23 protein-coding genes are annotated in these 26,874 nt (G+C 44.3%); 11 read left to right on the plus strand and 12 right to left on the minus strand.

Features of this window, described 5'->3' with window-relative positions:
• Nucleotides 1–128: 128 nt before the first annotated feature.
• Nucleotides 129–479 carry a Grx4 family monothiol glutaredoxin gene (locus AC27HD_RS04690; RefSeq protein ID WP_032094492.1) on the minus strand — a complete coding sequence of 117 codons (351 nt, stop codon included), beginning with the start codon at nucleotides 477–479 and terminating at the stop codon, nucleotides 129–131.
• A 445-nt stretch (nucleotides 480–924) separates the two neighbouring features.
• On the opposite strand from AC27HD_RS04690, the gene sodB reads away from it, so the two are divergent.
• From sodB to AC27HD_RS04710, 4 genes are all read left to right on the plus strand, one after another.
• Entirely contained in the window at nucleotides 925–1,506 is a 582-nt protein-coding gene (gene sodB, locus AC27HD_RS04695; protein ID WP_032094491.1) for a superoxide dismutase [Fe], read from the plus strand.
• A 216-nt stretch (nucleotides 1,507–1,722) separates the two neighbouring features.
• Nucleotides 1,723–3,645 (plus strand): PrkA family serine protein kinase, encoded by a 1,923-nt coding sequence (locus tag AC27HD_RS04700; RefSeq protein WP_487104146.1) that lies wholly within the window; start codon nucleotides 1,723–1,725, stop codon nucleotides 3,643–3,645.
• 116 nt (nucleotides 3,646–3,761) lie between these two features.
• Entirely contained in the window at nucleotides 3,762–5,084 is a 1,323-nt protein-coding gene (locus AC27HD_RS04705) for a YeaH/YhbH family protein (protein ID WP_487104148.1), read from the plus strand.
• 10 nt (nucleotides 5,085–5,094) lie between these two features.
• Nucleotides 5,095–6,624, plus strand: coding sequence for a SpoVR family protein (locus AC27HD_RS04710; RefSeq protein ID WP_487104150.1), 1,530 nt, complete (start codon nucleotides 5,095–5,097; stop codon nucleotides 6,622–6,624).
• Between the two features lie 57 nt (nucleotides 6,625–6,681).
• On the opposite strand, the gene AC27HD_RS04715 is transcribed toward AC27HD_RS04710, so the two are convergent.
• The 3 genes from AC27HD_RS04715 to prmB all read right to left on the minus strand — a co-directional run bounded on the left by AC27HD_RS04715 (nucleotide 6,682) and on the right by prmB (nucleotide 10,043).
• The gene (locus AC27HD_RS04715) at nucleotides 6,682–7,875 is read right to left on the minus strand and encodes an MFS transporter (protein ID WP_487104152.1); all 1,194 of its coding nucleotides are present in this window, start codon (nucleotides 7,873–7,875) and stop codon (nucleotides 6,682–6,684) included.
• A gap of 125 nt (nucleotides 7,876–8,000) precedes the next feature.
• Nucleotides 8,001–9,098, minus strand: coding sequence for a chorismate synthase (gene aroC, locus AC27HD_RS04720; RefSeq protein ID WP_487104154.1), 1,098 nt, complete (start codon nucleotides 9,096–9,098; stop codon nucleotides 8,001–8,003).
• A 9-nt stretch (nucleotides 9,099–9,107) separates the two neighbouring features.
• Nucleotides 9,108–10,043 (minus strand): 50S ribosomal protein L3 N(5)-glutamine methyltransferase, encoded by a 936-nt coding sequence (gene prmB, locus AC27HD_RS04725; RefSeq protein WP_487104692.1) that lies wholly within the window; start codon nucleotides 10,041–10,043, stop codon nucleotides 9,108–9,110.
• A 166-nt stretch (nucleotides 10,044–10,209) separates the two neighbouring features.
• On the opposite strand from prmB, the gene smrB reads away from it, so the two are divergent.
• A complete protein-coding gene (gene smrB, locus AC27HD_RS04730; RefSeq protein ID WP_081926583.1) occupies nucleotides 10,210–10,809 on the plus strand; it encodes an endonuclease SmrB in 600 nt (199 codons plus the stop codon).
• A gap of 59 nt (nucleotides 10,810–10,868) precedes the next feature.
• Here the strand turns inward: smrB and AC27HD_RS04735 are convergent, their stop codons facing one another.
• From AC27HD_RS04735 to AC27HD_RS04750, 4 genes are all read right to left on the minus strand, one after another.
• A complete protein-coding gene (locus AC27HD_RS04735; RefSeq protein WP_152561496.1) occupies nucleotides 10,869–10,991 on the minus strand; it encodes a DUF3149 domain-containing protein in 123 nt (40 codons plus the stop codon).
• Nucleotides 10,992–11,441: 450 nt separating this feature from the next.
• Nucleotides 11,442–12,080: a transglycosylase SLT domain-containing protein gene (locus AC27HD_RS04740; protein WP_487104156.1), complete on the minus strand. Its 639-nt coding sequence runs from the start codon at nucleotides 12,078–12,080 to the stop codon at nucleotides 11,442–11,444.
• Between the two features lie 67 nt (nucleotides 12,081–12,147).
• The gene (gene gshA, locus AC27HD_RS04745) at nucleotides 12,148–13,767 is read right to left on the minus strand and encodes a glutamate--cysteine ligase (protein WP_487104158.1); all 1,620 of its coding nucleotides are present in this window, start codon (nucleotides 13,765–13,767) and stop codon (nucleotides 12,148–12,150) included.
• Between the two features lie 61 nt (nucleotides 13,768–13,828).
• Complete coding sequence (locus AC27HD_RS04750) at nucleotides 13,829–16,705, minus strand: M16 family metallopeptidase (protein ID WP_487104160.1); 2,877 nt, start codon at nucleotides 16,703–16,705, stop codon at nucleotides 13,829–13,831.
• Between the two features lie 140 nt (nucleotides 16,706–16,845).
• On the opposite strand from AC27HD_RS04750, the gene AC27HD_RS04755 reads away from it, so the two are divergent.
• The 4 genes from AC27HD_RS04755 to AC27HD_RS04770 are packed head-to-tail and all read left to right on the plus strand — an operon-like array spanning nucleotide 16,846 to nucleotide 19,484.
• Nucleotides 16,846–16,989: a hypothetical protein gene (locus AC27HD_RS04755; RefSeq protein ID WP_487104162.1), complete on the plus strand. Its 144-nt coding sequence runs from the start codon at nucleotides 16,846–16,848 to the stop codon at nucleotides 16,987–16,989.
• Between the two features lie 22 nt (nucleotides 16,990–17,011).
• Nucleotides 17,012–17,590: an Hpt domain-containing protein gene (locus AC27HD_RS04760; RefSeq protein WP_487104164.1), complete on the plus strand. Its 579-nt coding sequence runs from the start codon at nucleotides 17,012–17,014 to the stop codon at nucleotides 17,588–17,590.
• A gap of 9 nt (nucleotides 17,591–17,599) precedes the next feature.
• Nucleotides 17,600–18,388, plus strand: coding sequence for a pseudouridine synthase (locus AC27HD_RS04765; protein ID WP_487104166.1), 789 nt, complete (start codon nucleotides 17,600–17,602; stop codon nucleotides 18,386–18,388).
• Nucleotide 18,389: 1 nt separating this feature from the next.
• Nucleotides 18,390–19,484 (plus strand): ketopantoate reductase family protein, encoded by a 1,095-nt coding sequence (locus AC27HD_RS04770; protein ID WP_487104168.1) that lies wholly within the window; start codon nucleotides 18,390–18,392, stop codon nucleotides 19,482–19,484.
• A gap of 4 nt (nucleotides 19,485–19,488) precedes the next feature.
• On the opposite strand, the gene lysS is transcribed toward AC27HD_RS04770, so the two are convergent.
• Nucleotides 19,489–21,069: a lysine--tRNA ligase gene (lysS, locus tag AC27HD_RS04775; RefSeq protein WP_487104170.1), complete on the minus strand. Its 1,581-nt coding sequence runs from the start codon at nucleotides 21,067–21,069 to the stop codon at nucleotides 19,489–19,491.
• Between the two features lie 23 nt (nucleotides 21,070–21,092).
• A protein-coding gene (prfB, locus tag AC27HD_RS04780) for a peptide chain release factor 2 (protein ID WP_152561495.1) occupies nucleotides 21,093–22,191 on the minus strand; the annotation gives its coding sequence in 2 pieces (ribosomal slippage) (nucleotides 21,093–22,115 and nucleotides 22,117–22,191; 1,098 coding nt in all).
• Between the two features lie 412 nt (nucleotides 22,192–22,603).
• Between prfB and AC27HD_RS04785 the strand changes: the two genes are divergently transcribed.
• Nucleotides 22,604–23,689 (plus strand): flavin reductase family protein, encoded by a 1,086-nt coding sequence (locus tag AC27HD_RS04785; protein ID WP_487104694.1) that lies wholly within the window; start codon nucleotides 22,604–22,606, stop codon nucleotides 23,687–23,689.
• On the plus strand, nucleotides 23,686–24,903 hold the full coding sequence (locus tag AC27HD_RS04790) for a fatty acid desaturase family protein (protein ID WP_487104172.1): 1,218 nt from the start codon (nucleotides 23,686–23,688) through the stop codon (nucleotides 24,901–24,903). The genes AC27HD_RS04785 and AC27HD_RS04790 overlap by 4 nt, the downstream gene beginning before the upstream one ends.
• A gap of 5 nt (nucleotides 24,904–24,908) precedes the next feature.
• Here AC27HD_RS04790 and AC27HD_RS04795 read toward each other — a convergent pair whose 3' ends face one another.
• Both AC27HD_RS04795 and AC27HD_RS04800 read right to left on the minus strand, forming a co-directional pair.
• Nucleotides 24,909–25,337 carry a DUF2177 family protein gene (locus tag AC27HD_RS04795; RefSeq protein ID WP_487104174.1) on the minus strand — a complete coding sequence of 143 codons (429 nt, stop codon included), beginning with the start codon at nucleotides 25,335–25,337 and terminating at the stop codon, nucleotides 24,909–24,911.
• Between the two features lie 35 nt (nucleotides 25,338–25,372).
• Nucleotides 25,373–26,866, minus strand: a complete 1,494-nt coding sequence (locus AC27HD_RS04800; protein WP_487104176.1) for a methyl-accepting chemotaxis protein — start codon at nucleotides 26,864–26,866, stop codon at nucleotides 25,373–25,375.
• Nucleotides 26,867–26,874: the final 8 nt, after the last annotated feature.

A 26,874-nucleotide genomic window follows, 5' to 3' on the forward strand; every position in this document is an offset into this window, starting at 1 on the left:
TAGAGGATTTATTTTTCTGGCTTGTCTATATAGTTTTAGCGGAATTGAAAGCAGTGTATTTTTGGGCGGTTTTAATCAAAAAAGCCGACTTAAAGCCGGCTTTTCAATAGAGAATTAAGATTTCCTAATTACTCTTCAGTTTTGTGTTTTTCAGCCGTTTCTTTGACTAAGGGCTGCAGCTCGTTTTGCTGGAACATTTCAATAATGATGTCACACCCGCCTACTAGCTCGCCATCAACCCAAAGTTGTGGAAACGTTGGCCAGTTTGCATATTTTGGCAATTCTGCTCGAATGTCTGGGTTCTGAAGAATATCAACGTATGCGAATGCTTCCCCACACGACATAAGCGCCTGTGAAGCTTGTGAAGAAAATCCACAGCTTGGAAGCTTAGGTGAGCCCTTCATATAAAGTAGGATTGGGTTCTCTTCAATTTGTTGCTTAATTCTGTCAATCGTCGATTGGCTTTCAGTATTGTCCATTGGATCCTCTCAGCGGAATAGTTAATACTCAGGAAGTGGGATTGCTCATCACATTTATCAAGGGCAGAATAACACAAATTATCTTATTGTGATGTTATCCAGTGTCTAACATAATCGCTAATATGCTGACTAATGAATAGAGTAACGCGGCAGTCGCTTTACCAGCGCCGATAAAACACGCGTTACAAAGTGATCTGTTAAAAGGTCATGTGGCTATCTATTGTATTGCTACTTACTTCTCTCAAGCATAGACAAAAAATTCATAATTTTGTCATTGAGTTATAAGACTTTATCCCCACTTCTACGTTATGCTTTATTTCGAAACTCTTTATTTCGAAACAAAACACATAGCGATATTAGTGAGCTAAATTAGCACGTTGTCCTCTATTTGCAGGCTTTAGAGGGTTAATAGCGTTATATCTATAAACTAATCATGGAGACCGACATGGCTTTTGAATTACCAGCATTACCATACGAACAAAATGCACTAGAACCGCATATTTCTGCTGAAACACTTGAGTACCACTACGGCAAGCATCACGCTACCTACGTAACTAAGCTTAACGGCCTAGTGGAAGGTACTGATATGGCGAGCAAGAGCCTAGAAGAAATCATTAAGGCTTCTGAAGGCGGTGTATTCAATAACGCAGCTCAAGTTTGGAACCATACTTTCTACTGGAATTGCCTAAGCCCAAATGGCGGCGGCGAGCCAACAGGTGCAGTAGCTGACGCAATCAATGCAAAATGGGGCTCATTCGCTGACTTCCAAGCAGCGTTTAATGACAAAGCAGTGAACAACTTCGGTTCAAGCTGGACGTGGCTAGTAAAAACAGCTGACGGCAGCCTAGACATTGTTAATACAAGCAATGCTGAAACACCTATTTCAGGCGACTCGCTAACGCCAATCCTAACTGTTGACCTTTGGGAACACGCGTATTACATCGATTACCGTAATGCTCGTCCTAAGTACCTGGAAAACTTCTGGGCATTGGTAAACTGGGAATTTGCGAACAGCAACCTAGCGTAAGCGACCTTTCTTTCTAGACAGGGTGAGCGCTATACAGAGCGGTCTCTGAATAGAAATAAATCGCTACAAACAGTTGAATATGAAAGCCTCGCACTAGCGAGGCTTTTTTGTGTTCAACGACAAAAATTCTCTAAAAAAGTTAACCTACAAAACCTTACCTTTTTAAGAATACCTACTAACATGAAAGTACGGGGTTCCGTTTTCTAAGGGGTATTTATGGGTATCTTTGAGCACTATCAAAGTCGCTATGAGGAGCGTAAACAGGAAGAATTTACCATTGGAGAATTCCTTGAAATCTGCAAGGAAGATTCTCTGGCATATGCCAACGCCGCCGAACGTCTTTTAATAGCCATTGGTGAACCTGAGCGGATTGATACCGCCAGCGATCCACTACTCAGTCGCATTTTTTCTAACCGCGTCATTTCTCGCTATCCAGCTTTTTCAGAATTTTATGGCATGGAAGAGGCGATTGAACAAATCGTGTCATATTTAAAACATGCCGCACAGGGATTAGAAGAGCGTAAACAAATCTTATATTTGCTAGGTCCTGTTGGCGGCGGTAAATCGTCATTGGCCGAACGGCTAAAAGAGCTGATGCAAAATGTCCCAATCTATATGCTCAAGGGCTCACCAGTAAATGATCACCCTTTCTGCCTATTTGATGAAAATGAAGATGGTGACATTTTAAAACGAGAATACGGTGTTCCCAAGCGCTACCTTAAAACCATTATGTCGCCATGGGCGCGCAAGCGTCTACACGAATTTAATGGCGATATTACCCAGTTCAAAGTTGTTCGGGTTTATCCTTCAATACTCGACCAAACTGGTATCGCAAAAACCGAGCCTGGTGATGAAAATAACCAAGACATTTCTGCGCTGGTAGGAAAAGTAGATATTCGCCGCTTAGAGCAATACGCTCAAAATGATCCAGACGCTTATAGCTATTCCGGCTCTCTATGCAAAGCTAATCAGGGGCTGATGGAATTTGTTGAAATGTTTAAAGCACCTATCAAGGTGTTACATCCTCTGCTTACAGCAACGCAAGAAGGTAATTACAATCCGACAGAAGGATTTTCGGCATTGCCGTTTGATGGTCTTATACTGGCTCATTCTAATGAATCTGAATGGCAATCCTTTCGCAACAACAAAAACAATGAGGCGTTTCTAGACAGGGTGTACATTGTCAAAGTGCCTTACTGCCTGCGGGTGAGTGAGGAAATTAAGATTTATAAGAAGCTGCTCGACACCAGTGAGTTACACGGTGCGCCCTGTGCCCCCGACACATTGGAATGTTTGGCTCAGTTTATTGTTCTCTCCCGTCTTAAAGAGCCTGAAAACTCAAGTCTATTTTCTAAAATGCGGGTGTATGACGGAGAAAGCCTAAAAGACACAGACCCAAAAGCGAAGTCTTATCAAGAGTATAGAGACTACGCGGGAGTTGATGAGGGCATGGAAGGCCTTTCCACTCGCTTTGCGTTTAAAATTTTATCTAGAGTGTTTAATTTCGACAGCCAAGAAGTGGCAGCAAACCCTGTGCACCTATTCTACGTTTTAGAGCGACAAATTGAGCGCGAACAGTTTAATCAAGAAGTTGCAGACAGATATCTCGAATTTTTGAAAGGATACCTTACTCCTCGCTATGTAGAGTTTATTGGAAAAGAGATACAAACGGCCTATTTAGAAAGCTACTCGGAATACGGTCAAAATTTATTTGACCGTTATGTCACGTATGCTGACTTTTGGATCCAAGACCAAGAGTATCGAGACCCCGAAACTGGCCAATTGTTCGACCGTGAGGCGCTTAATGCAGAGCTTGAAAAAACAGAAAAACCAGCGGGAATAAGCAACCCAAAAGATTTTAGAAATGAAATCGTAAACTTTGTGCTTCGCGCCAGAGCGAATAACAACGGTAACAACCCTTCATGGACCAGCTATGAAAAACTGCGCACCGTGATTGAAAAGAAAATGTTTTCAAATACTGAAGATTTGTTGCCCGTCATTTCGTTTAACACAAAAGGCTCCACTGAGGAGCAGAAGAAGCATGACGACTTTGTTAACCGCATGACCGAAAAAGGCTATACGCAAAAGCAAGTAAGATTACTCTGCGAATGGTATCTCCGAGTGAGAAAAGCATCGTAAAGACGCGCTTTCTCTCTGCCTATCGAATTCTCATTCGTGCGGATTTTCATTGTATGAATTTCCATTGTATGAGGTCGAAGTTTAATACATGAGTATCATTATGTAAGTAGGTGTTTATGGCCCATTTTATTGACCGAAGGCTCAACAGCAAAGGCAAAAGCACGATAAACCGGCAGCGCTTTATTAAACGCTATAAGCAGCAAATAAAGCGGGCGGTGTCAGACGCAGTAGGTAAGCGTTCGGTAACCGATGTGGAATCTGGTGAACAAATTAGTATTCCCACACGGGATATTTCAGAACCTGTATTTCACACTGGTAAAGGCGGGCGGCGGGATATGGTCCATCCCGGCAACGACCAGTTTTCAGAGGGAGATAGAATTGAGCGTCCCCCACAAGGAGCAGGCCGGGGCAATGGAGACGGAGACGCCAGCAACGACGGCGAGGGGCAAGACGAATTTGTCTTCTCTATTTCTAAAGACGAGTATTTAAGCATTCTGTTTGAAGATCTTGAATTGCCTAACCTACAAAAAAACCAATTCAATCACGTTACACAGTACGAAACGTATCGGGCAGGTTATCAGACCGATGGCATTCCCTCTAATTTAGATGTTGTGCGTTCGCTAAAAGGCTCTGTGGCCAGGCGCATTGCGTTGACTGCAGCAGACAAACGCAAGCTTAGAGAATTAGAGGAACGCTATGAGCAACTAAAAGCCAACGAAGGCAATAATACTGACAGCATAGATGAAGGCATGCATGCTAATTCGGGTTTAGTAACGGAAGAGCGAATCGCTCTAGAGGCGGATATTGCCGCATTAAAAGCCAAAATCGCCAAAGTGCCCTTTATTGATACCTTTGATCTGCGCTTTAAAAATTATGACAAACGACCGCTTCCCAGCAGTAAGGCCGTGATGTTCTGCTTAATGGACGTATCTGGCTCAATGGATCAAACTACAAAAGAGACGGCGAAGCGATTTTATATTCTGCTTTATCTGTTTCTCAGTCGTACTTATGAAAATGTTGACGTGGTGTATATTCGCCACCATACACAGGCTAAAGAAGTAGACGAACAAGAGTTCTTTTATTCACAGGAAACCGGGGGCACCATTGTTTCTAGCGCATTAAAGCTAATGAAAGACATCATTGAAGAACGATACAGCGACGGCCTTTGGAATATTTACGGGGCACAAGCCTCTGATGGTGATAATTGGGCCGACGACTCGCCAAAATGCAGTGCATTACTTGCCCACCATTTATTACCCGTTTGCCGCTACTACACTTACATTGAGATTACTGAACGGCCTCACCAAAGTTTATGGAAAGGGTTCGAGCAAGTAAGCGCCTCCCACGACAACTTCATGTGTAAGCATATTGAATCTCAAGCTGATATCTATCCCGTGTTTAGAGAGATATTTAAGCGCGCAGATGCTGACGCAAGTTAAGGAGCATTCTATGTCAACTCCCCCCTTATCCCATCAATTTTATAAGCTTAGTGATGGACCTGACTGGAACTTTGACCTCCTTGGTGAGTACGAGGAACATATTGACCGAATAGCAAAAGCATTCAAGCTAGACACCTACCCCAACCAAATTGAAGTTATTACCGCAGAGCAAATGATGGATGCCTACGCCAGCATCGGCATGCCGCTCAACTACACCCACTGGTCATTTGGTAAAAAGTTTATTCAGACTGAGCAGCAGTATAAACGGGGGCAAATGGGGTTAGCGTATGAAATAGTCATTAACTCAAGTCCTTGTATTGCTTATTTAATGGAAGAAAATACCATCACCATGCAGGCGTTAGTTATGGCCCATGCATGCTACGGCCACAACTCCTTTTTTAAAGGCAACTATCTATTTAAAACCTGGACCGACGCTGGCTCAATCATCGACTATCTAGTGTTTGCTAAAAACTATATTGCCGAATGCGAACAAAAATTTGGCTTTGAAGATGTAGAGAATATTCTTGATTCGTGCCACGCGTTAATGAACTTTGGCGTAGATAGGTATAAGCGGCCTCAGAAAATATCCCTACAGGAAGAAAAGAACCGTCAGCAAGAGCGCGAGACTTACCTGCAGTCGCAGGTCAATGAGCTATGGCGAACACTGCCGGATAACGCACAAAAACATAATGCACACCCTCGTCGCTTTCCTAGTGAACCACAGGAAAACTTACTCTATTTTATTGAAAAGAATGCGCCGCTATTAGAGCCTTGGCAGCGTGAGATTGTAAGAATAGTGCGCAAGGTGTCGCAATATTTTTATCCGCAAAAGCAAACCCAGGTAATGAATGAGGGATGGGCCTGTTTTTGGCATTATCACATTCTAAACAAGATGTACGACGACAAACTGGTAAGCGACAGGTTTATGATGGAGTTTCTGCATAGTCATTCAAGCGTTGTCATGCAGCCGGAATACAACAGTCCGTATTATTCCGGCATTAACCCTTACGCACTTGGCTTTTCTATGTTTATGGATATTAAACGGGTATGCCAATCTCCTACTGAAGAAGACTATTACTATCTTCCCAGCATCGCAGGGAAAGACTGGTTAGAAACAGTACATTTTGCCATGCAGAACTTTAAAGACGAAAGTTTTATTAGTCAGTTCTTATCCCCAAAAATCATTCGAGACTTCAAGCTATTCGCTCTTGAAGACGACACTTCAAAATCGTTTATAAGCGTTAGTGCTATTCACAATGAAAAGGGGTATCGCACAATCAAAGAAAAGCTCTCGGCCCAATATAACTTGAGCAATTTAGAGCCTAATATTCAGGTATACAAAGTAGATATAAGCGGCGACCGTTCGCTAACATTACGCTACATCCCTCAACACGATATCCCTCTTGCCGAGTCAAAAGATGAGGTTATGCGTCATTTGCATCGACTGTGGAAATTTGATGTCAGGTTAGAGCAAGAGCATAAAAGCGGTAAAATCGAAGTGATTTCACAATGTCCTAGCCCCACTTCTTTTGATACGTAGCCTTCCAAAAACTTGGCCTTCTGAAGCTTAGACGTCAATTTAGTGAGGTGATTAGGTTTATTGCGGTGCTTTACCATCCATCACTTTCTTAGAGCACAAGAAGAGAGACAGGGCCCCTACGGCCGCAAAAACGGCTGCAGTCACAAAGGCTTCATAGGCATTGGTGCCTTGTGACCACTGCTGACCTGCAAGGTAATTACCAGACGCGCCCCCTAAACCAAAGGCAATACTGATATACACTGCTTGCCCGCGGCTGTGAAATGCTGCGGGTAAATACTGATGAATAAAGTGCACAGACACCGCGTGAGTCAATCCAAAGCTTAATGCGTGAATAACTTGGCTAAGCACGATGACAGATATATGTTGAGCAAAGTCGGCAAGCAAGTACCACCTTAGAGCCGTCAACGCGATACTCGCAAACAGCAAATTCCACACGCCAAAACGGCTAATAAGATGTCTGGCAACCAAGAATATGCCCACCTCAGCCAGCACACCAAGTGCGATAAATACGCCGGTTTGCTGACCAGAGTATCCGAGATCTCGCATGTACAATGCAAAGAAGCCATAGAAAGCACCAAAGCTAATTTGTAGACATGCAGAGGCAAAAATAAATACCGCAAACGGTTTTTGCTTAACGAACGTCCAAATACTTCCAGGCTCACTTTCAGTTTCTGATTTCTTAGCCGGCGCAGTAATGAATAATGTACTGATGAATAGTAGCGATAGCACCCCAACACTGACATACACCGGAGTTTCGGTGGAAAACATATCAAGGGCTTTACCCGCAGTCACGGTCAAGCAAATAAAACCGATGCTGCCCCACAGTCTTATTTGCCCGTAGTTAGCGGAGCTCGTAGAGACTGCGTTCATTGTGATCACCTCCAGCTGTGGCAATACAGCAGTCCAAAACATCATCATAAGACCGAAGGCAAGAGTGAGGCCCCAAAAGCTAGAAAAGTAAAACACCGAGCTAAAGGTGAGCACCGTAAGCAAGCAGCCAAGTCGCATAATGCCAACCGCATTACCCGTTTTATCTGCCACACCTGCCCACAGTCCAGGGCCTAAAATACGCGCTAACGTAATAACAGCAAATAGCTCACCAATGTCCTGCGACGAAAAGCCTCGACCGTCTAAAAAAATACCTAAATAGGGAACAAGCACACCAAGTTGACCAAAGTAGAGCCAATAGGTTAATGCTAAAATAATGAGGGACTTTTTACTGGTAACCGAAGAATGGCTAGAAAGCGTCAATGCGTATCTCCATATGTATAAATTCCATTTACACCGACCATATAAAAAGGCGCCACTAATGTGATATTAGGGCGCCAATAACGTAATACAGGAAGCCAAGTGTTATAAACGATAGACAGTAGCGTTTAACGGCTGCCGGAAATCGGGGCTGTCGTTGATACAACGCCCATATTTTGTGCGCGGTGGCGCAATAGATGGTCCATCAACACTAGCGCCATCATAGCCTCAGCAATAGGCACCGCGCGAATGCCAACGCAGGGATCATGGCGACCTTTTGTCACAATATCAATTTCTTCGTTTTGCTTATTGATGGTCGTACCTGGCACAGAAATACTCGATGTTGGCTTTAATGCCATGTGAACTTCAACGTCTTGCCCCGTAGAAATACCACCAAGTACGCCACCGGCATGATTAGACGCAAAGCCGTCAGGCGTCAGCGTATCGCGATGCTCACTGCCCTTTTGATTGATAACGTCAAATCCATCACCAATTTCAACGCCTTTAACCGCATTGATACCCATCATGGCATGAGCAATTTCTGCATCTAGTCTGTCAAACACGGGCTCACCAAGGCCTACAGGCACGTTCTTGGCGACCACTGACACCTTCGCGCCAATACTGTCACCAGACTTCTTTAAATCGCGCATGTATTCGTCGAGGGCTTCTAGCTTGCTTTCATCTGGGCAGAAGAAAGGATTGGTATTGGTAATAGAATGGTCAACGTTCTCTACGGCAATGGGACCCAACTGAGATAGGTAACCCAACACTTCGATACCGTGAACTTCTTTAAGGTATTTTTTTGCAATACCACCCGCGGCTACGCGAATAGCTGTCTCACGGGCAGATGAGCGACCGCCGCCGCGATAATCGCGACTGCCATATTTTTGATCGTAGGTATAGTCGGCGTGGCCAGGACGAAACCGGTCGGCGATATTGCCGTAATCTTGGCTTCGTTGGTCTTTGTTTTTAATTAACAGGCCAATACTGGTTCCCGTTGTTTTGCCCTCAAAAACGCCTGAAAGGATTTGTACCTCATCATCTTCTCTACGAGCAGTGGTATAACGAGACGTTCCCGGCTTTCTTCTGTCTAAATCAATCTGAAGGTCTTCTTCAGTAATTTCCAATCCTGGAGGACAACCGTCTACGACACCGCCAATGGCAATACCGTGGCTTTCTCCGAAGGTGGTTACAGTAAAAAGTTTCCCGAAGCTGTTACCTGACATAATTAACCATTAATCCTTACTACTAAAATACTGAACCAGTGTGTCTTTATTCACAGCAAAAATGCCTTGGCCGCCATTTTCAAACTCTAACCAAATAACTTCTAAGCCAGAAAATCTCTCATTCATGTGCACTTCGCTATTGCCCACTTCGATAAATAGCCAACCGCCATCGTTTAGATACGTAGGGGCCTGACGCAACATGGTATCGACCAAATCAAGGCCATCTTCCCCTGCGGCTAGCGCGAGTTCTGGCTCATGATGATACTCTTCTGGGAGGTCTGCCATATCTTGTGCATCAACATACGGCGGGTTTGAAATGATTAAGTCGTACTTTTGCCCTTCAAGGCTTGTGAATAAATCAGACTGAATGGGATAAACGCGATGACTAAGGCCATGCTCTTGTATGTTGATATCTGCCACTTCAAGTGCGTCTGAACTAATGTCCACCGCATCTACCTGCGCTTCTGGATAAGCATGTGCAAGTGCAATTGCAATGCAGGCTCCCCCAGTACACATATCAAGAATGTTCGACGGTTCGTTCTCTACAAATGGCGAGAAGTGGTTTTGAATTAACTCAGCAAAGGGTGAACGAGGAATTAGCACTCGTTCGTCAACATAAAACGGCATACCGCAAAACCATGCTTCGTTGGTAATGTAGGGCAAAGGCATGCGTGTTTGTACGCGCTTTAATACAAGCTCTGCTATTTTCTCACGCTCACTTTTTGTAAGGCGAGAAGACAATATATGTTCTCCCACTGACGATAAGATTGGGTGTGGAAGGTGAAGGGCTTGCAATACCAAGCTTGTGGCTTCGTCCCACGCATTATCAGTGCCGTGACCAAAGTAGAGTTCAGCGTCATTAAAACGGCTTGTTGCCCATCGGGTCATATCTAGCAATGTGTGCAGATCGTCAATGGCTTCTTCTAGGTAAAACTTATCGGTCATAGCGTTTGGGTACATCAATATTTTGAAAGCTGGTATCATACCCAAACTTCATGCTAATTCACATAATTAACTGTGGGTGCAGCAGCGTCGAAAGGTATTTTATTAACGCTCGCTTTTGACAGAAGCATCTTGCTTCTTTGAAAGCCCAATGCAGATTAGATTCATTATGAAAGTGTTTAAAAAAGAATTGAAAGCGTTGAAAAAGCAGCAAAGTACGCACGCGCCTGCTGTTCAAGAAGAGACCTTTTCGTTTACCGACGCAATGGCTGGCGTAAAGCCGCTGGCTCAAGATAAAGTAGAGCCAAATAAGCAAGTAGAGCTGTTTAAAAAGAAACAGCAGTCGTCGGCTAAAAACCTTAAACACAGTAAACAACTTGCTGCGTCGTTTAACTTTTCAGACATGTACCAAGCCGTATTGCCACAAGAAGGCCCGATGCGTTATTGCCGCAGTGATGTGCCCACCCATGTCTTAAAGCAATTGCGACGAGGTGATTTTTCGCCAGAGCTACATTTAGATCTTCACGGACTGACCAGAGAAATGGCAAAAGACGAAATTGCCGCGCTCATTTACGCCGCTAGAAAAGACCTTGTAGACTGCGCCTGTATTATGCATGGCTTTGGTCAGGGCGTACTGAAAGCCGCCCTGCCCCATTACTTGGTTCAACATCCCCACGTTAAAGCGTTTCACCAGGCCCCATTAGAATATGGCGGTAAAGCCGCTTTACTGGTACTGCTTGATGTGCCGGTAATGGCTGGCAAACAGTAGCTACACTCTACTTTTTAAACTAGAGGTATGACTGCTTCTGCCGTTTAAAGCAACCAGCTTTATTTTCCAGCCGCGCTGTTGTGCATGAACAAATAAGTGTAGTACACCATCATTCCAACAATAATACCTATACCTAACAGCGAACCCCACACTACCGGATCTTTAATCATTGTCCACAACATAATTGTTCTCTCCATTAGTACGTAAAATAAACACGCAAACAAGTACATAAATAAAAACGTAAACGAGCACGTGAATAAAAAATCTATAGTTGGAGTGTATGGAAGTGTGAGAGCTGTGGTTATGATCTAGATCAACAGCGTAAAAAGGATGAATGGTTTCGCATGAGTATCTTGATCTGCATCAAGAAGTAGAAGGGTCACAAAAAATACATAAAAATGCTATTGCAAATCATTATCATTTGCAATACATTAGTTATGCCTGTTCGACGTTGGGTCAAAAAAACGGTCTTAGCTTAGCGTCGCTGAGGGGGTAGAGATAATCTACCCCCTCTTTTTTTGTTCTAATGTTTTATGATTTTGTTTTGAGATATGCTGTTTATTAATATGATAATTTCGAAGAGCGTGTAACAGCCCGCAGAGTGACAAGAACAAACGCCTTACGAAGTAGCTTTAGCTGAATAGCTTCATAAACCAACCTTTCTGAAGATCTTCTTCACAGGTTTTTAGCTGAGTGGCATAGCGTAACGAGCGCGCTTTGACCTTTGATGCCACCTTTTTAAGCCATGGCTTTCTATCGTAGCTGCGACGCTTATACCCGCCCCAACCTTCGTGATAATTAAGGTACTGGGCGTAAGCATCCCACTTAGACACACCATTGACCTTTTGGGATTTGTAGATAAACCAGCCCATAAAATCAATGGCATCTTCAAAGTCGTCTCGATCTGCGCCACCGCTATCTGTTTCTCTTATGTAATCTTCCCACGTAGGCGTTTTCGCTTGTGAATAACCATACGCCGAACTCACTCTTCCCCAAGGAACTAATCCAAAAAAAACATAGTCTCTGGGAGGAAGTGCGTCGTGTCTAAATGAGCTCTCTTGGTACATCATCGCCATGGGAATGTGAATTGGAACGCCCCATTTATCCCTCGCATCGGCAGCGGCATCGTACCAATCTTCTTTTTCGTAGAAGATTTCACACAAGTTACTGCTGTTTTTCGGGGGTGTTGTGGCACACCCTGCGATTAACAGCGGAAAAAGAACGATAAGGGCTGATAAAAAAACAACCCATTTTTTGAACTTTTGGCTCATAGCGTGTCTTAATTAATGTTCTAGTAAAATGTGTGTTTCCCTGGAACCCTTTAATGCCTGACCTATGTCAGGCATTTTTTTTTGCTTGGGGCTCGGCAAAATAGTCAGTAATAAAGGTATCAAAGTCTTTTTCATCTGACGCCTCTATTTCTCGCTGTGCGTCAAACGAACTTTCGCCCTGTCTAACAAACTCAGCACTATCGGTAAACGTGTAGTCAAAGCTTTTCATTTCGTTGCTGTATTTCTGCGCTAACTCTAACCCAAAAATACTATTGTCTTTGTCACCATCTAACAGAGACTGAAGCATTTTCCCTGAAGGCGTTAAAGCGGGGTTTTGAATTTTAGCGTATTCGTCACTCACCGCCTTGGTGTATTGTTTTGTGTTATTCGCTTCATCAAGCAATGTGGCCGCTTGACCAAAGTATGCAAAAAGCTTTTCGCTCCATTGAGGTAACGATACCGCGTTGCCGTTTTCTGTCAGCATTAGCTCCGGGTTTCGTCCTTCCAACACAACGCGATCCATATTTTCTTTTGCTTCATTAAGCTGTTGTTCGTCTAACGCTTCACTGGGCATCAGCAAACAGGAAAGCAGAAATACATCAAGAAAATCAAACTGCGAATCAGAGATGCCTATGGCAGAAAACGGGTTTACATCTAATGCGCGCACTTCTATGTAACTAATACCGCGCCTTACGAGAGCGTCGGTGGGCTTCTCCATTGACTCAGTAGGCTGCTTAGGACGAATAGGAGAATAAAGCTCGTTCTCAATTTGAATAATATTGTGATTGAGCTGCTGATAATTTCCGCCTTCACCTGAGGCAAATCGCTCAAAACGAGTGGAAGGTGTGCTCATCGCTTCGCGCAGCAAACGAACGTAATTATCCAATTCGTTGTAGCAAATTTTTAGCGAAGATTGTTCTGCGCTGGTATAGCCTAAGTCGCTCATTCTAAGCGATGTGGCGTAAGGCATGTACAGAGTACCTTTACCCACCTTCTTAAACGGTAGACTGTGCTCCTTGCCTTTTAAGAATGAGCTGCACAACGCTGGAGACGCACCGTACAAATAAGGAATTAACCAGCACAAGCGACGATAGTTTCTAATAAGGCCAAAATACTCTGCCGACGTTTGCTCTTGTGAGTGAGAAGTTCCATTTTGTTTAGCCCACAGTGCCCAAAAGCTCTCTGGTAAGGAAAAGTTAAAATGAACACCCGCGATAGCCTGCATCATACTACCGTAGCGATTTTTAAGCCCGATACGATACACGCGCTTCATTTTACCCACGTTAGACTCGCCAAAATAGGCAATGGGAATTTCCGTCTCATCATCAATAAAGCAGGGCATGCTAAGCGGCCAAATTTGCTCTTCTTCAATATTATCTGCAACAAAGCGGTGAATATCTTGAAGTTGTGCAATGGTCTTTGCTGAGCTTGCCTCTGGAGGAGTAATAAACTCTAACAAAGACTCAGAAAAGTCTGTCGTGATAGATTCGTGAGTCAGGGCCGAGCCCAACGGCTTAGGATGTGGCGTTTGTGCCAACGTACCGTTTGGATTGATTCGAAGCGCCTCTCGCTCTACACCACGCTTTATGTCTTTTAACGAGGCTAAAAATTCTGGCGATTTAAGCGCCTTAACGCGCGCGTCGAAACAAGTGTTGTCTGCTGTCAAAATGGTATTCCGTGATGTCATTATTGCGCCCAGTTTAGAAGTCATGGGCGGCAATAGTGTAAATTCAAGATACGTTGGCTGTTTAGTCTAACGCTTCTCGCTTGTTGTCCTCTACCGATAATTCAACCATCGGTATATTTAATGAGCTCAGCTGTGGCAAAATCTTCGTTTTATCACCCACTACAATAATTTGCATCTTATCAGCATTCAAATATTGTTTTGCTAGTCTGTTAATAGCAGCTTTATCTATGCGGTTAATGATGTCGAGCTGCTCGTCTCGATATCCTTTTTCCAAGTCATAGCTGAGCAACTGTCGTAAAAAGCGAGCTTTGCTAGAGGGCGTTTCAAATGCCAATGCATCACTTAATGTAAAGGCATTTCGCATAAATTCAATTTCAGACTCAGTCACGCCATTTTCTTTATACGCATTTATCTCGGCAAAAATCTCTTTGATGCCCAGTGCAGTATCCTTTGCGGTTAAATCAGTGCTCACTTCAAACCAACCTAAGGTTTTTCCACCAACAAAGCCGGTGCTCGCACCGTAGGTTATACCTTTATCTTCTCGTAGATTTAAATTGATTCTACTGTTAAAGGCTCCACCTAGCGGGAAATTCATAAGACGAGATTTAAAATATTCGCCTGTGGCATCAAAGGGTAAACCTCTATCCACAATATACACCACCGACTGCACCGCATCAGGACTGTTTACTACATACAGGTTTTTTTCTTGATACTGAGGAAATTCATGGTAATCGACAAAATCATAGTCTTGCCCTTCCCAGTTATTTAAAAAGCCAAGCGCTTCTATGGTCTGCTCTGGGGTTAGGTTACCCACAACAACAATGCTGGCCTTTGCGGGTGAATAAAAGCGCTCATAAAATGCTTTTACATCATCCAAAGTAATATTGTTTACCGACGCTATAGTGCCTCCATCAGGCAAACTTACTCGATTTTCTTCCCCAAACAAAATTAAGTCTTTGGCTCTCTGCGCTAGGCTAGAGGGCGTTTTTGCTTGCTGCTGCAAGCCCTGCAGAACTCGTTCTTTCATGCGCGAGAAATCTGCTTCAGTAAAAGCAGGGTTAAACAGTTTCTCTTCCATCAACGCCAGCGTGGGTTTAATATTTTTCGTCAAGGTAGACACCGACATCTGAGTAAACCTTCCACCAGTGCTAAAGCCAATTGAACTGCCTAGCTTTGCAAGTTCGTTTGCTAAGTCTTCATTACTGTAGTTTTTCGTGGTCTCGTTCATCAATAGCGCCGTAAGGTAAGCGGTGCCTGCTTTGCCTTCTGGGTCTAGCAACATACCACCGTCCATACCTAAGGTTATGGTTACCGTGGGCGTTTCATTACTGGTTACGCCAAGTACCTTAATATCATTACGTAGCGAACGTTCCCAATAGTCTGGCACTTTAGAAACCGGCGCAGGCCCAGCACTTGGCATAATGCTTCTATCAAACGTTGACGCTGCGCTAGCGAACGACTCATTGTCACCTTTGTGCTTATCAGAGGCTGATTGATGCTCAGATTGTAATTGGTCATCGGGCAGTGTGCGCGTGGGTCGCTCGAAAGTGGGCTCTGCTGCAGCAAGCTGAGGGCTGCCATTTGGCACAACACTTAATACAACGCTGTTGGCGTCTTTAATATAGTCGTTGTATACACGCATAATGTCGCTAGCGGTAACCGAATTGTATCGCGCAATGTCTTCTGCAATGAGGTCGGGCGTGTTGTAGTAGGTTTCATTTGCTGCAAGCGCAGAGACTTTACCTGAAACGCTTTGAAGCCCAAATACCGTCCTAGATTCTAGCTGACCTTTCGTTCTGGCAAGGTCATCGGCGGTAACCCCTCGGGTTTCAAATTCTTTTAATGTATCGTTGAGCGCTTGTTGAAGTGTCGCTAGCGACGTCACTTTAGCAGGATTGGCCAATGCCAATAGCTGAAACTCACAGGCTAGCTCGCGACAGGGGTGAGACACAGCGGCCTGCACCGCCATTCCTTGCTTTACCAAGTTCTTATAAAACAACGACGTTTTACCACCGCCAAGAATATTGGCCAACACATCTAAGGGTGCTTCATCAACGTGGCGGGCATATACCGTGGGGTACGTTATTTGCAGCAGGGGCAAATGTACTTTGTCTTCTAAGGTTAAGTAACGCGTTTCATCAAGCGTCACAGGCTGAGGCTTAGCATCCGTAACCTCTGGCCCTGCGGGTATATCGCCAAAATACTGCTGGATAAGTGCTTTTGTTTTGGCCACATCAATATCGCCGCCAATGGTGAGCACTGCATTGTTTGGTCCATACCAACGTTTAAAGAATGCCTTTAAATCGTTAACGTCTACGCGGTCTAAATCTTCAACGTAGCCTATTGTTAACCATGAATAAGGGTGCCCCTCGGGATAGAGCGCTTCGCCGTTTAGCTCAAATCGAAGGCCATAGGGCTGATTATCGACTCGTTGAGCCCTTTCGTTTTTGACGGTCTCCCGCTGGTTCTCAAACTTCTTCTGGTCTACCGCTTCAAGTAAATAGCCCATGCGATCAGATTCAAGCCACAAAACCTTTTCTAATTGATTAGCTGGTACGGTCTCAAAATAATTGGTTCTGTCTGTATTTGTTGTGCCGTTTAAGTTTCCACCTGCTTCGGTGATAACCTTAAAATGCTGTTCGTCGGCAACGTGCTTTGAGCCTTGGAACATCATGTGCTCAAAAAAGTGGGCGAATCCTGATTTGCCAACTTCTTCTCGCGCAGAGCCAACGTGATAAGTCACGTCTACGTGCACAAGTGGGTCTGAGTTATCTTCGTGAAGGATGACGGTTAGGCCGTTATCCAATGTGTACTTCTCAAAAGGAATAGAAACGGAGTTTTCTTCTTGCGGTTGTTCTACCTGCACCCGTTGGCAACCGCTACTGATTAATACTAGAAAGGCCGCACAGAGGATACGAAAGGAGGGGTTACCCGGCATGTTTTTTCCTTTTTAACTAACAACGTTATAAACCGCGCTTTTTAAAGCGGTGTTTTTATTATTTTACAACAGGAGGAGGGCGTCGCATTTGCATTGAAGATTAACAGAATTTTTAATGCTTTACTTGTACAGGCAACGCTATGGCTGTATTAATTTGTGCGATCTTGAAATACACTATCACCACTATACGCTCTATCATCTCTGGTAATGTAAACCAGTGCCATGTTGTTTCGCTCAATGGTAGTAAAGCAATGACCAACGACGTTGGAATAACGTCGCCTTAACGTGTTGTAGAAGGATACTTGCATGGACAAGTCAACCACATTAGTCGATCTCGAATTTGGAATGTCGCAGTTAAGCGGGAACAAAAAACTCTTATTTACCCTACTTGGTAAATTTACAGATGAATACCGAAATTTAGATGCAAACTTACAAGCGCTTATGGAAAAAGAGCAGTATGACGACGCCTACTCTCTTATGCACACGCTTAAAGGTGTAACCGGTAACTTGGGCTTATTCGCACTTCACAATGACAGCAAGCAAATAGAAAGCGCAATTAGAAACGAGCAACAGCTACCCGATTATTACCCTCAATTTGCTGCATTGCTTAATGACACGGTTGCCGAGATAGACAGCGTGACTGCTGAGCCTGCTGTATCTGAAACGCAAACTAATGCGACGAATAATGTGACAAATAGTGCCGCCGCAGAGCGCGCTGAAAAGCAGCTTGTGGCAGCGCTAAAAGCCAGCGAGTTTATTTCACAAACTACCCTCGATGACTGGCTAAATGCCATGAACCTTAGCGATGAAAAACGTGCAGCAATTATTGAGGCGGTGGACGAATTAGACTACGAAGAAGCTCTAGCAACCCTAGACGTTAAGTGAAGCTAGGTAGTGCAGCACATTCCTATTATTTATCAAAACAACGGGATTATTGTTGTCAATAAGCCCGTTGGCATTGCCATGCATACTAGGTCACCTACGCATAGCGAGCATGGAACAGAACTCGATGCAGAACTTAGTTCAGAGCTTGAACCGGAGTTGGGTATAGTCGAGTTATTAAAACGGCAGTTGAATGTACCTCAATTATTTTTATGCCACCGCTTAGACACCGGCACTTCAGGCTGTTTATGCCTTACTGAAAATGAGCATTTGGCAGCAGAAATTGGTTTGCTATTCGAGACTCGCCAGGTAAGTAAGTACTACTTAGCGCTCAGTGATAAAAAGCCTAAGAAAAAGCAGGGCTTAATCATCGGCGACATGAAAAACCGACGAGGTGGTCAACATATTTTGTTAAAAACCACTGACAACCCTGCCATCACTCAATTCTTTAGCCAGTCGGCAAAACAAGGGATCCGCGGGTTTTTATTAAAGCCCCATTCTGGTAAGACTCACCAAATTAGAGTTGCTTTAAAAAGCATAGGCGCACCTATTTTAGGGGATTCACTTTACGGCGGTAGCAGTGCCGATCGATTGTATTTGCACGCCTTTATGCTTTCATTACCTTTGAAAAGCGGCACATTGACCTTTACTGCGCCTCTATTAGAGGGCGATGAATTTAATGACGAAACCGTTAAGCAGTGGCTTTTGACTGTCGCAAACCCCGAGAATTTTGCATGGCCGGCACTGCCCTCTCGCTACACTCATGAGAGTGCCCCTAGCGCGGCCGGACAACCTAACTGATATGACGCACTTACATATTGTGGGCAGTGGTGCCATTGGGAGTCTTTTGGCGGCGGGCGCTGAGAAGCATAAGGTGACTTATACTCGCTACCCTCGTTTTTTTTCGTCTTCGCACCGCAATGAAGCTACCAAGCGTTGTGATAAACCAACACACGCTATACCTTTTAGCATTCCAAACAAGTCTAGCATTCCAAACGAAGCAACATGGCTTGATGGGCACTCTTTTCCCCTACAAGGCGCTATTGCATCACCCACAGAAATTGATGCCGACCATGTGCTAATATTTCCGCTTAAAGTGTATCAACTGGAATCGGCTCTTCGCCAATGGCTACCCTTTTTACACGCCAAACCGGTTATCGTATTGCTACAAAATGGCATGGGCGGACACGAAATAGCGCGGACTTTACTAGGTGATGACTATCCACTGTTATTAGCGACAACGAGCCACGGTGCGTTGAAAAAGCAGATAAACGATGCACAGCAACAGCTTATGTATACGGGCTTGGGAAGTACTACGCTAGGCAGTATAAAACACCCTAACTTATGTGCGCTAGCCGACTCATTCAATGCTGACATTCTATTGAAAACAGACAGTTTAGGGAAAACCGGCAAGCTATCAAAAGCAGACCCGTTTTTAAAATCAGAGTATGAAAGCAGACAGCTGGTGAGAGCCTATACATTACTGAATAAGACGTTGCCACCAGTGGCACTCTCCAACGACATCCTACACGCCCTTTGGAGCAAGCTTGCAGTAAACGCAGTCATAAACCCACTAACTGCGCTTAATAATGTCCCAAACCTTGCTATTTGTGATGAGAGCTACAGCGAACTGATACACGATATTTGCCAAGAATTTGTAGCAGTGGCTGAGGCTTGCGGTGAGCACTTTGACCTTAGTGAAGTTAAAGACAAGATAATGCAGGTAGCAAAGGCGACGGGAAATAATTTTTCCAGTATGCATCAAGATGTACAGTATAAACGTGAAACTGAGATAGACGCGATCAACGGCTATATTGTGTCTATGGCAAAGAAAAAGGGTATTAGCGTTCCCACCAATACCCTTCTTGTTGAGCGCGTAAAAGCGCTTCGTTTTTAGCTAGTTACTTGGCTTCAGGCGCTTCTGAGCCTTTTGCCTCAGCGTCGTTGCCTGCTTGAGGCTTCATGTGAGGGAATAAAATAACATCTTTAATAGTTGAGCTGTCGGTAAACAACATTGCTAATCTGTCGATGCCAATACCTTCACCCGCTGTAGGCGGTAAGCCATACTCAAGGGCGCGGATGTAATCGTCATCAAAATGCATAGCTTCATCGTCGCCAGCGTCTTTCTCTACCACTTGCTTAGCAAAACGTTCCGCTTGATCTTCTGGGTCGTTAAGCTCACTAAAGCCGTTGGCCAATTCACGACCGCCAACGAAGAACTCAAAGCGGTCAGTAATAAACGGGTTATTGTCGTTGCGACGCGCTAGCGGAGATACTTCCCACGGATATTCGGTAATAAACGTCGGTTGTTCTAGTTTCTCTTCTGCAGTGGCTTCAAAAATTTCACACAAGTATTTACCTGCACCCCAAATACCATCTACCTCAGGCTCTTTAATATGAAGCTGCTTTGCCATGGCTTTCAGCGCATCGAGGTTCGCTTCTGGGTCGCGGATTGCGGCTTCATTGGCCTCTGGCCAATATTTCAAAATGGCATCGCCCATGCTTAAACGCTCAAAAGGCTGGCCAAAGTCGTACTGAACTTCACTGGTTACGTTGCCATCAGTGTCTTTTGTGGTATTGGTAATAATGCTCGTGCCAAGGATATCTTCTGCCAGGGTGCGAAGCATATCTTCGGTAAGATTCATCAAATCGTTGTAATCAGCGTAGGCTTGATAAAATTCAAGCATAGTAAACTCTGGATTGTGACGAGTTGATAAACCTTCGTTGCGGAAGTTGCGGTTAATTTCGAACACACGTTCAAACCCACCTACAACCAAGCGTTTTAGGTAAAGCTCAGGGGCGATGCGCAAATACATATCAATGTCTAATGCATTGTGGTGCGTAACGAAAGGCTTCGCAGTAGCGCCGCCTGGAATAACCTGCAGCATTGGGGTTTCTACTTCTAAGTAGTCACGCTTAGTGAGATAATTGCGAATACCATTCACAATTTTGCTGCGGATCATAAAGGTTTTACGGGTTTGTTCACTGGTGATCAAATCCACATAGCGCTGACGATACTTAGTTTCCTGATCGCTTAAGCCATGAAACTTCTCAGGCAATGGGCGCAGTGCTTTAGTCAGCAGTTCGTATTCGGCCATGTTAACGTATAAGTCGCCTTTACCAGATTTGTGCAAATCACCGGCAACACCAATAATATCGCCAATATCTAACGCACCGTATTTGGCTTTAAGCACTTTCTGCGTATCTTTGTCAGCATAGGCCTGAATACGTCCAGTCATGTCTTGAAGCAACATAAATGGACCGCGTTTTGCCATTATACGTCCGGCAATGCTTACTTTATTACCCTGCTCTTGCAGCGTTTCTTTATCGAATTCACCGAACTTAGCTTGTAATTCGTCGGCGTAATTTTCGCGACGGAAGCTGTTAGGGAAACCGTTTGCACGGCACTGCTCACGAATAGCGCTTAACTTGGCACGGCGCTCTGCAATCAATTTGTTATCGTCAGTTTGTTGGTCAGTCATAACCTTTCACTTCGTTGTTCGGTCTACAGCCCAGATTTCAGGCTAGCTACAATGAATTTATCCAAATCGCCATCAAGGACAACCTGGGTGTTGCGTGTTTCAACGCCAGTACGCAAATCTTTTATGCGAGAGTCGTCTAATACGTAAGACCGTATTTGGCTCCCCCACCCGATATCTGACTTACTGTCTTCCATCGCTTGTTTTTCAACGTTTTGCTTTTGCAGTTCAAACTCATAGAGTTTAGCCTTCAACTGCTTCATGGCTTGATCTTTGTTTTTGTGCTGCGAGCGATCGTTCTGGCACTGCACCACAATTCCGGTGGGCTCATGGGTGATACGCACAGCGGAGTCCGTTCGGTTTACGTGCTGTCCACCGGCACCCGAGGCTCGATAGGTGTCAATACGCAAATCGGAAGGATTGATATCGATATCAATATCGTCGTCAACTTCAGGGTATACAAACGCCGAAGAAAACGAGGTGTGTCTTCTATTGCCAGAGTCAAATGGTGACTTTCGAACAAGGCGATGAACACCTGTTTCGGTACGCAGCCAGCCAAAGGCATACTCACCTTGAATGCGTAATGTCGCACTCTTTATGCCGGCAACATCACCGTCTGATACTTCGATAAGTTCGGTTTTAAAACCGTGAGCTTCACCCCAGCGAAGATACATGCGCAGCAGCATATTCGCCCAATCCTGAGCTTCCGTACCGCCCGAACCAGATTGAATATCAATGTAGCAATCGTTGGCATCGTTTGGCCCAGAAAACATACGGCGAAATTCAAGTTTCTCTAGCGCCTCAATTAAACTATTCAGTTCATTTTGCGCTTCTTCGAATGTCTCTTCGTCTTCGGCTTCTACGGCAAGTTCAACCAAACCTTCAACATCTTCGGTGCCTTGGTCTAAATTGTGAATGGTTTCCACAATTTGCTCTAAGGCTACCTTTTCTTTCCCCAGTGCTTGCGCTCTGTCTGGTTCATTCCACACATCTGGGTTTTCAAGTTCTCGACTTACTTCTTCTAAACGCTCTGACTTCGCATCAAAGTCAAAGATACCCCCTAAGCGCGTCGGTGCGCTCGCGGATATCTTTTATCGCATTAGTAACCGGGTTAATTTCAAACATAGTCCGCTTATTAATTAAAAATTAAGACCGCGGATACTACCGAATTTAGAGCAATTTTGATAGAGGCTGCAGTAAATAAGACTCAATTTAGACAGCCTATTTTACCAGCCCTTTTTGTCTTAATTGCGCTTGTCGTGTTTGAACATTTAATAATCGCCCTCTTGCTTTTTATTTTTTTAAGCTTACACTTGTGCGCTGATTGAGCGTACAAGTGTAAGCCAAAGACTGTACATATCTTTGGTGATAGTAAAAACGCTAACCGTACCTGTTTTTGAAGGCTCCCAGAGAGCTAATACAAAAGCTAATACAAGAGCAAAGAGTAAACATCGCAGTGAAAGCATTAATAAATAAGGCCGCAGCCATTTTCTTCCACCACGCTACGTGGGCAGGATATTGGGAAACGGTTTTTCAAATGGTGAATCCATCATGGCGGGACGGGTATTATCAAGCCCGTGTAAAATCGGTATCTACGCTAAATGCCACAACCGTTCAGCTTGTTCTCTCACCGCAAAAGCGCTGGCCAAAACACACGGCTGGTCAACATATTGCGCTTACCATAGAAGTAAACGGCAAGTTAGTCACTCGTGTATTTACCATCGCCAGCGGCCAAAAGAGCCGTCAGGATGATGGCACTATTCGATTGGTGATACGGGTTAAGAAAGACGGTGCGCTAACGCCATATTTGAGCGCCCTCTTATCAAAAACGGCATCAAAAAAGGCTTCAAAAACGGCGTCAAAAGCGTCAGTGAATATTTCTGCACCCATGGGCAACTTTGTTATGCCAAAGGCAGCGCTTTTAGATAAGCTTGAAACCTCTTCATTAGAACAAGCAGCACCTGAGCAAATCAAACCCATTGTAATGATAGCTGGCGGCTCAGGCATTACGCCTTTCATCGCTATGCTAGAAGATCTTAACAGTGCAAGTAGCGATATTCTGCAAAGTCGGCCTGTTCACTTACTGTATTTTGCTAAAGAGAATGAGCATCTACTCACACAAGAGCTTGCTGAATATAAGCGCCTAAATACTGACTTCACCTATGAATTACTGTGTCGCCAAAAAGATGGCGGGTTAGAGCAGCGTTTGGCTAGCCACACTGATGCACACTGGATGGTATGCGGCCCGCAGTCTCTCTATGATGAAGTGGCAAATACACATGCGAATCTTCCCCCTGCTAATGATGTGGCATTAGATAGCGAACATTTTGCAGCATTTCCCGTGGCAACTGCGCAAACCAGTGGTGAAAAAGCCTTTTTCTCTTTAAGCCATAACGGAAGCTCTCTTTCTGTAGATAACCAGCAAACCCTATTAACACAACTTCAGCAAGCTAACCGACCTGTTACCTACGGATGCGGCATGGGTATTTGTCACCAATGCCAGTGCGTAAAAAAACGTGGCGTGGTTCGAGATACACGAACCGGCGCGCTATCAGATAACGCAGAGCAGCTAATTCAACTTTGTGTATCTCAAGCCGTTACCGATTTGGAGCTTCAAGCATGATTACGACATTGAATACAAACACCGTAGATACAAGCACGGTTGATAAAAGTATCGTTAATGAGGGACAAGTCTCTAAAGGTTCAAGCAACCGCTCAAATAGTGGAGAAAATGCTAACGAACAGACTTCACAACATTCATCAAAAGATATCGATGTTGGCACTAAAAAAACACCTGACTATACCAAACTTGCTACTCAGCTTGATGCCATTAAAACCGACGTGAAAAGTAAAATTGGCAGTGAAGATGCAGCCTACATTAGACGGGTAATATTGGCCCAGCGTGGGTGTGAGTGGACAGGCAGAATACTGCTTATGTTAGGGTTTATACAACCTCTACTTTGGGTAATAGGTGTGCTGAGTTTAGCAACGGCTAAAATTTTAGATAATATGGAAATTGGTCACAATGTTATGCACGGTCAGTACGACTGGATGAACGATAAGCACATCAACTCCAAAGCCTATGAGTGGGACATTGCCTGTGACGGCTCTAGCTGGAATCGTGTGCATAATTACGAACACCACACCTATACCAATATTATTGGCAAAGACAGAGACTTTGGTTATGGCTTGCTGCGTTTGTCGAATGACTTTCGCTGGCGAGTAAAAAACCTGTGGCAGTTTATTATCTACGTAATGCTTAGCGTCATGTTTCAATGGGGAGTGTCGTATCATGAGATGGCGGCAGAGCGCGTATTTTTTGGTAAGAAAAAAGATAACCGCAAAAATCAACTGTCACATGCTGAGTTAAAGCGTCGCTTTTTTAGTAAAGGAGCCCGTCAATTAGTTAAAGACTACGTGTTATTTCCTTTACTAGCCGGCCCATTCTTTCTTTACGTTTTCACCGGCAACTTGGTGGCTAACTTACTGAGGAACTTATGGACGTCTACCATCATCTTCTGCGGGCATTTTACGGGGGATGTGCAAACCTTTAGTGCTGAAGACTGTGTTGATGAAACCCAAGGTCAATGGTATTACCGACAAGGGCTTGGTTCGTCCAACATAAAAGGCGGTACGTTATTTCACGTACTTACCGGTCACTTGAGCTTTCAGATAGAGCACCATTTGTTTCCAGATATTCCGGCCCGCCGCTACAAAGAAATGGCTCCTCGGGTACAGGCCATTTTCAAAGAGCACGGTATGCATTACAACACGGGCGGATTTTTTAAGCAGTATGCCAGCGTGCTAAAACGCATCATCCGCTATTCATTTCCGTAAAACAGCTATTTCCGTAGCACTGCCTTGAACCCTAACCAGCCTGCCATCGCGCTAGCGCTGGTTAGGAATGTTCCCCATGCCCAATCTATCAGCATGATAAACAAGGTGAACCCTTCGATAATACTGTACGCCGTGAGGTTGTAAGCGCCATAGCTGGCAAGCCCAAGTAATGCACCGTCAATGCCTGCGTACAATAGTGACTTATCGCGGTTTGCTACCACTGCCAATACAAATACAACACAGCCGTACATAAGATAAAATATTAGCCACGGCCACGTAATAAATTGCGAGCGTAGCAACGGCGCCATTTCGGTTTGATACCAGCTATCGGCAATAATGCCTAGCCACAGGAAATCGAGCACGCCAAAACAGATAAGGATAGCCAACAGCGAGACGACGATATTCTTTGCAAAACGTACGATATTACTCAGCAAGGTATTTGTTCCAGTTTTATACATTAAGAAGAAACTTACACTTTAAAACTGGTTAAGTCTTGCTTAATGTGTTGACTAAGCGAGCTTAACTGCTCGGCTAATACCGTTGACGACTTAGCATTTTTCGCAACATCATTGGTTAATTCATTTATTGAAGATACTTTGGTATTGACGTTAGTCGTAACCACGCTCTGCTCTTCGGTGGCCGTCGCAACACCTGAGTTCATATCATTGATAATTTGTACGTTTCTTATTATATCCTCAAGGGCTGCTATTGCATGAGATGACTCGTTAATTGTGTCAACTAGTCTATCCTTGGTGGTAATCATCAACTTATTTGCGCCTTCAGATGAGATTTGTAAATCGTTGATAATCACTTCAATTTCTTTTGTAGAGTCTTGAGTACGCTGTGCTAGCGCGCGAACTTCGTCGGCGACTACGGCAAACCCACGACCCTGCTCTCCAGCCCTTGCAGCCTCGATGGCAGCATTAAGAGCCAATAAGTTCGTTTGCTCTGCGATCCCCTTTATCACCGTGAGCACTGTATTAATCAGCTCACTTTTTTCTTTTAATTCCGAAATTTTAGTAGAGGTATCACCAATACTTTCACCCAAACTGTGAATATCATCAACGGTTTTCTGAACTATCTGATTACCCGAGCTTGCTAACTGATTACAACTTTTTGTTTTGTCGGAAGTTTGAACAGCATTATGAGACACTTCTTCGGTCGCTTTAGACATCTGACTTAACGCAGCTGATACTTCTTCAATTTCGGATAGTTGCATCTGAGTTTCAGTCACATTGTTATCAGAGTGCCTTCTTATCTCCTCGGCACATACCGAAAGGCGCTCTGCGTTTTCAACGATACCTGACACCAACATTTGTAAATTTGCCACGAACTTATCAAAATTGTTAGAAAGTTGGCCGACTTCATCATTCGCCTCAATATTAAGACGCCGAGTAAGGTCTCCTCCTCCCTGAGCAATCTCAGACATTGCGTCGGACACCCTTCCTAGTGGCGTAAGCACATAGTGTGATAATACAAACCAATTCGTAACACCAAGAGCGGCAATCAAAACCAGGCCTATGAGTAAAAACATCCACTTAACTGTAGAGAGGAGCGCCTGATTGGTATCTAGGAGATAGGAAACTTGAAGATGACCAATTTCTTTTTTACCCTCCCACGTTATTGCTACCCTTGCATCGCTGATATCGTGCGGCATTGCGTTTGAGGCTTTATCCACGGCACTAGCAATCGCCTTCCCTCTGTGATCGAATGCCTCTATTTCTAGTATGTGAGGATATGCCACAAAGGAAGTCAGTATGTCTTCGGTTAGCTTATTATCGTATGCAAATATGGGCTCTTGCATAACAATAGACAGCGCTTGGTTAGTATCGCGTATTTCCTTTTCTAATTGCTCATCAAAATACTGGCTAGTTGTAAAGTAACCAATCCCAAACACTAACAGCATCACAACACATGAAACGAGGGATAGGGTTACCATTGATTTTTGTTTTATCGATTGCATATTTTCAT

Source organism: Alteromonas sp. 4NS20-0143, assembly GCF_057542855.1.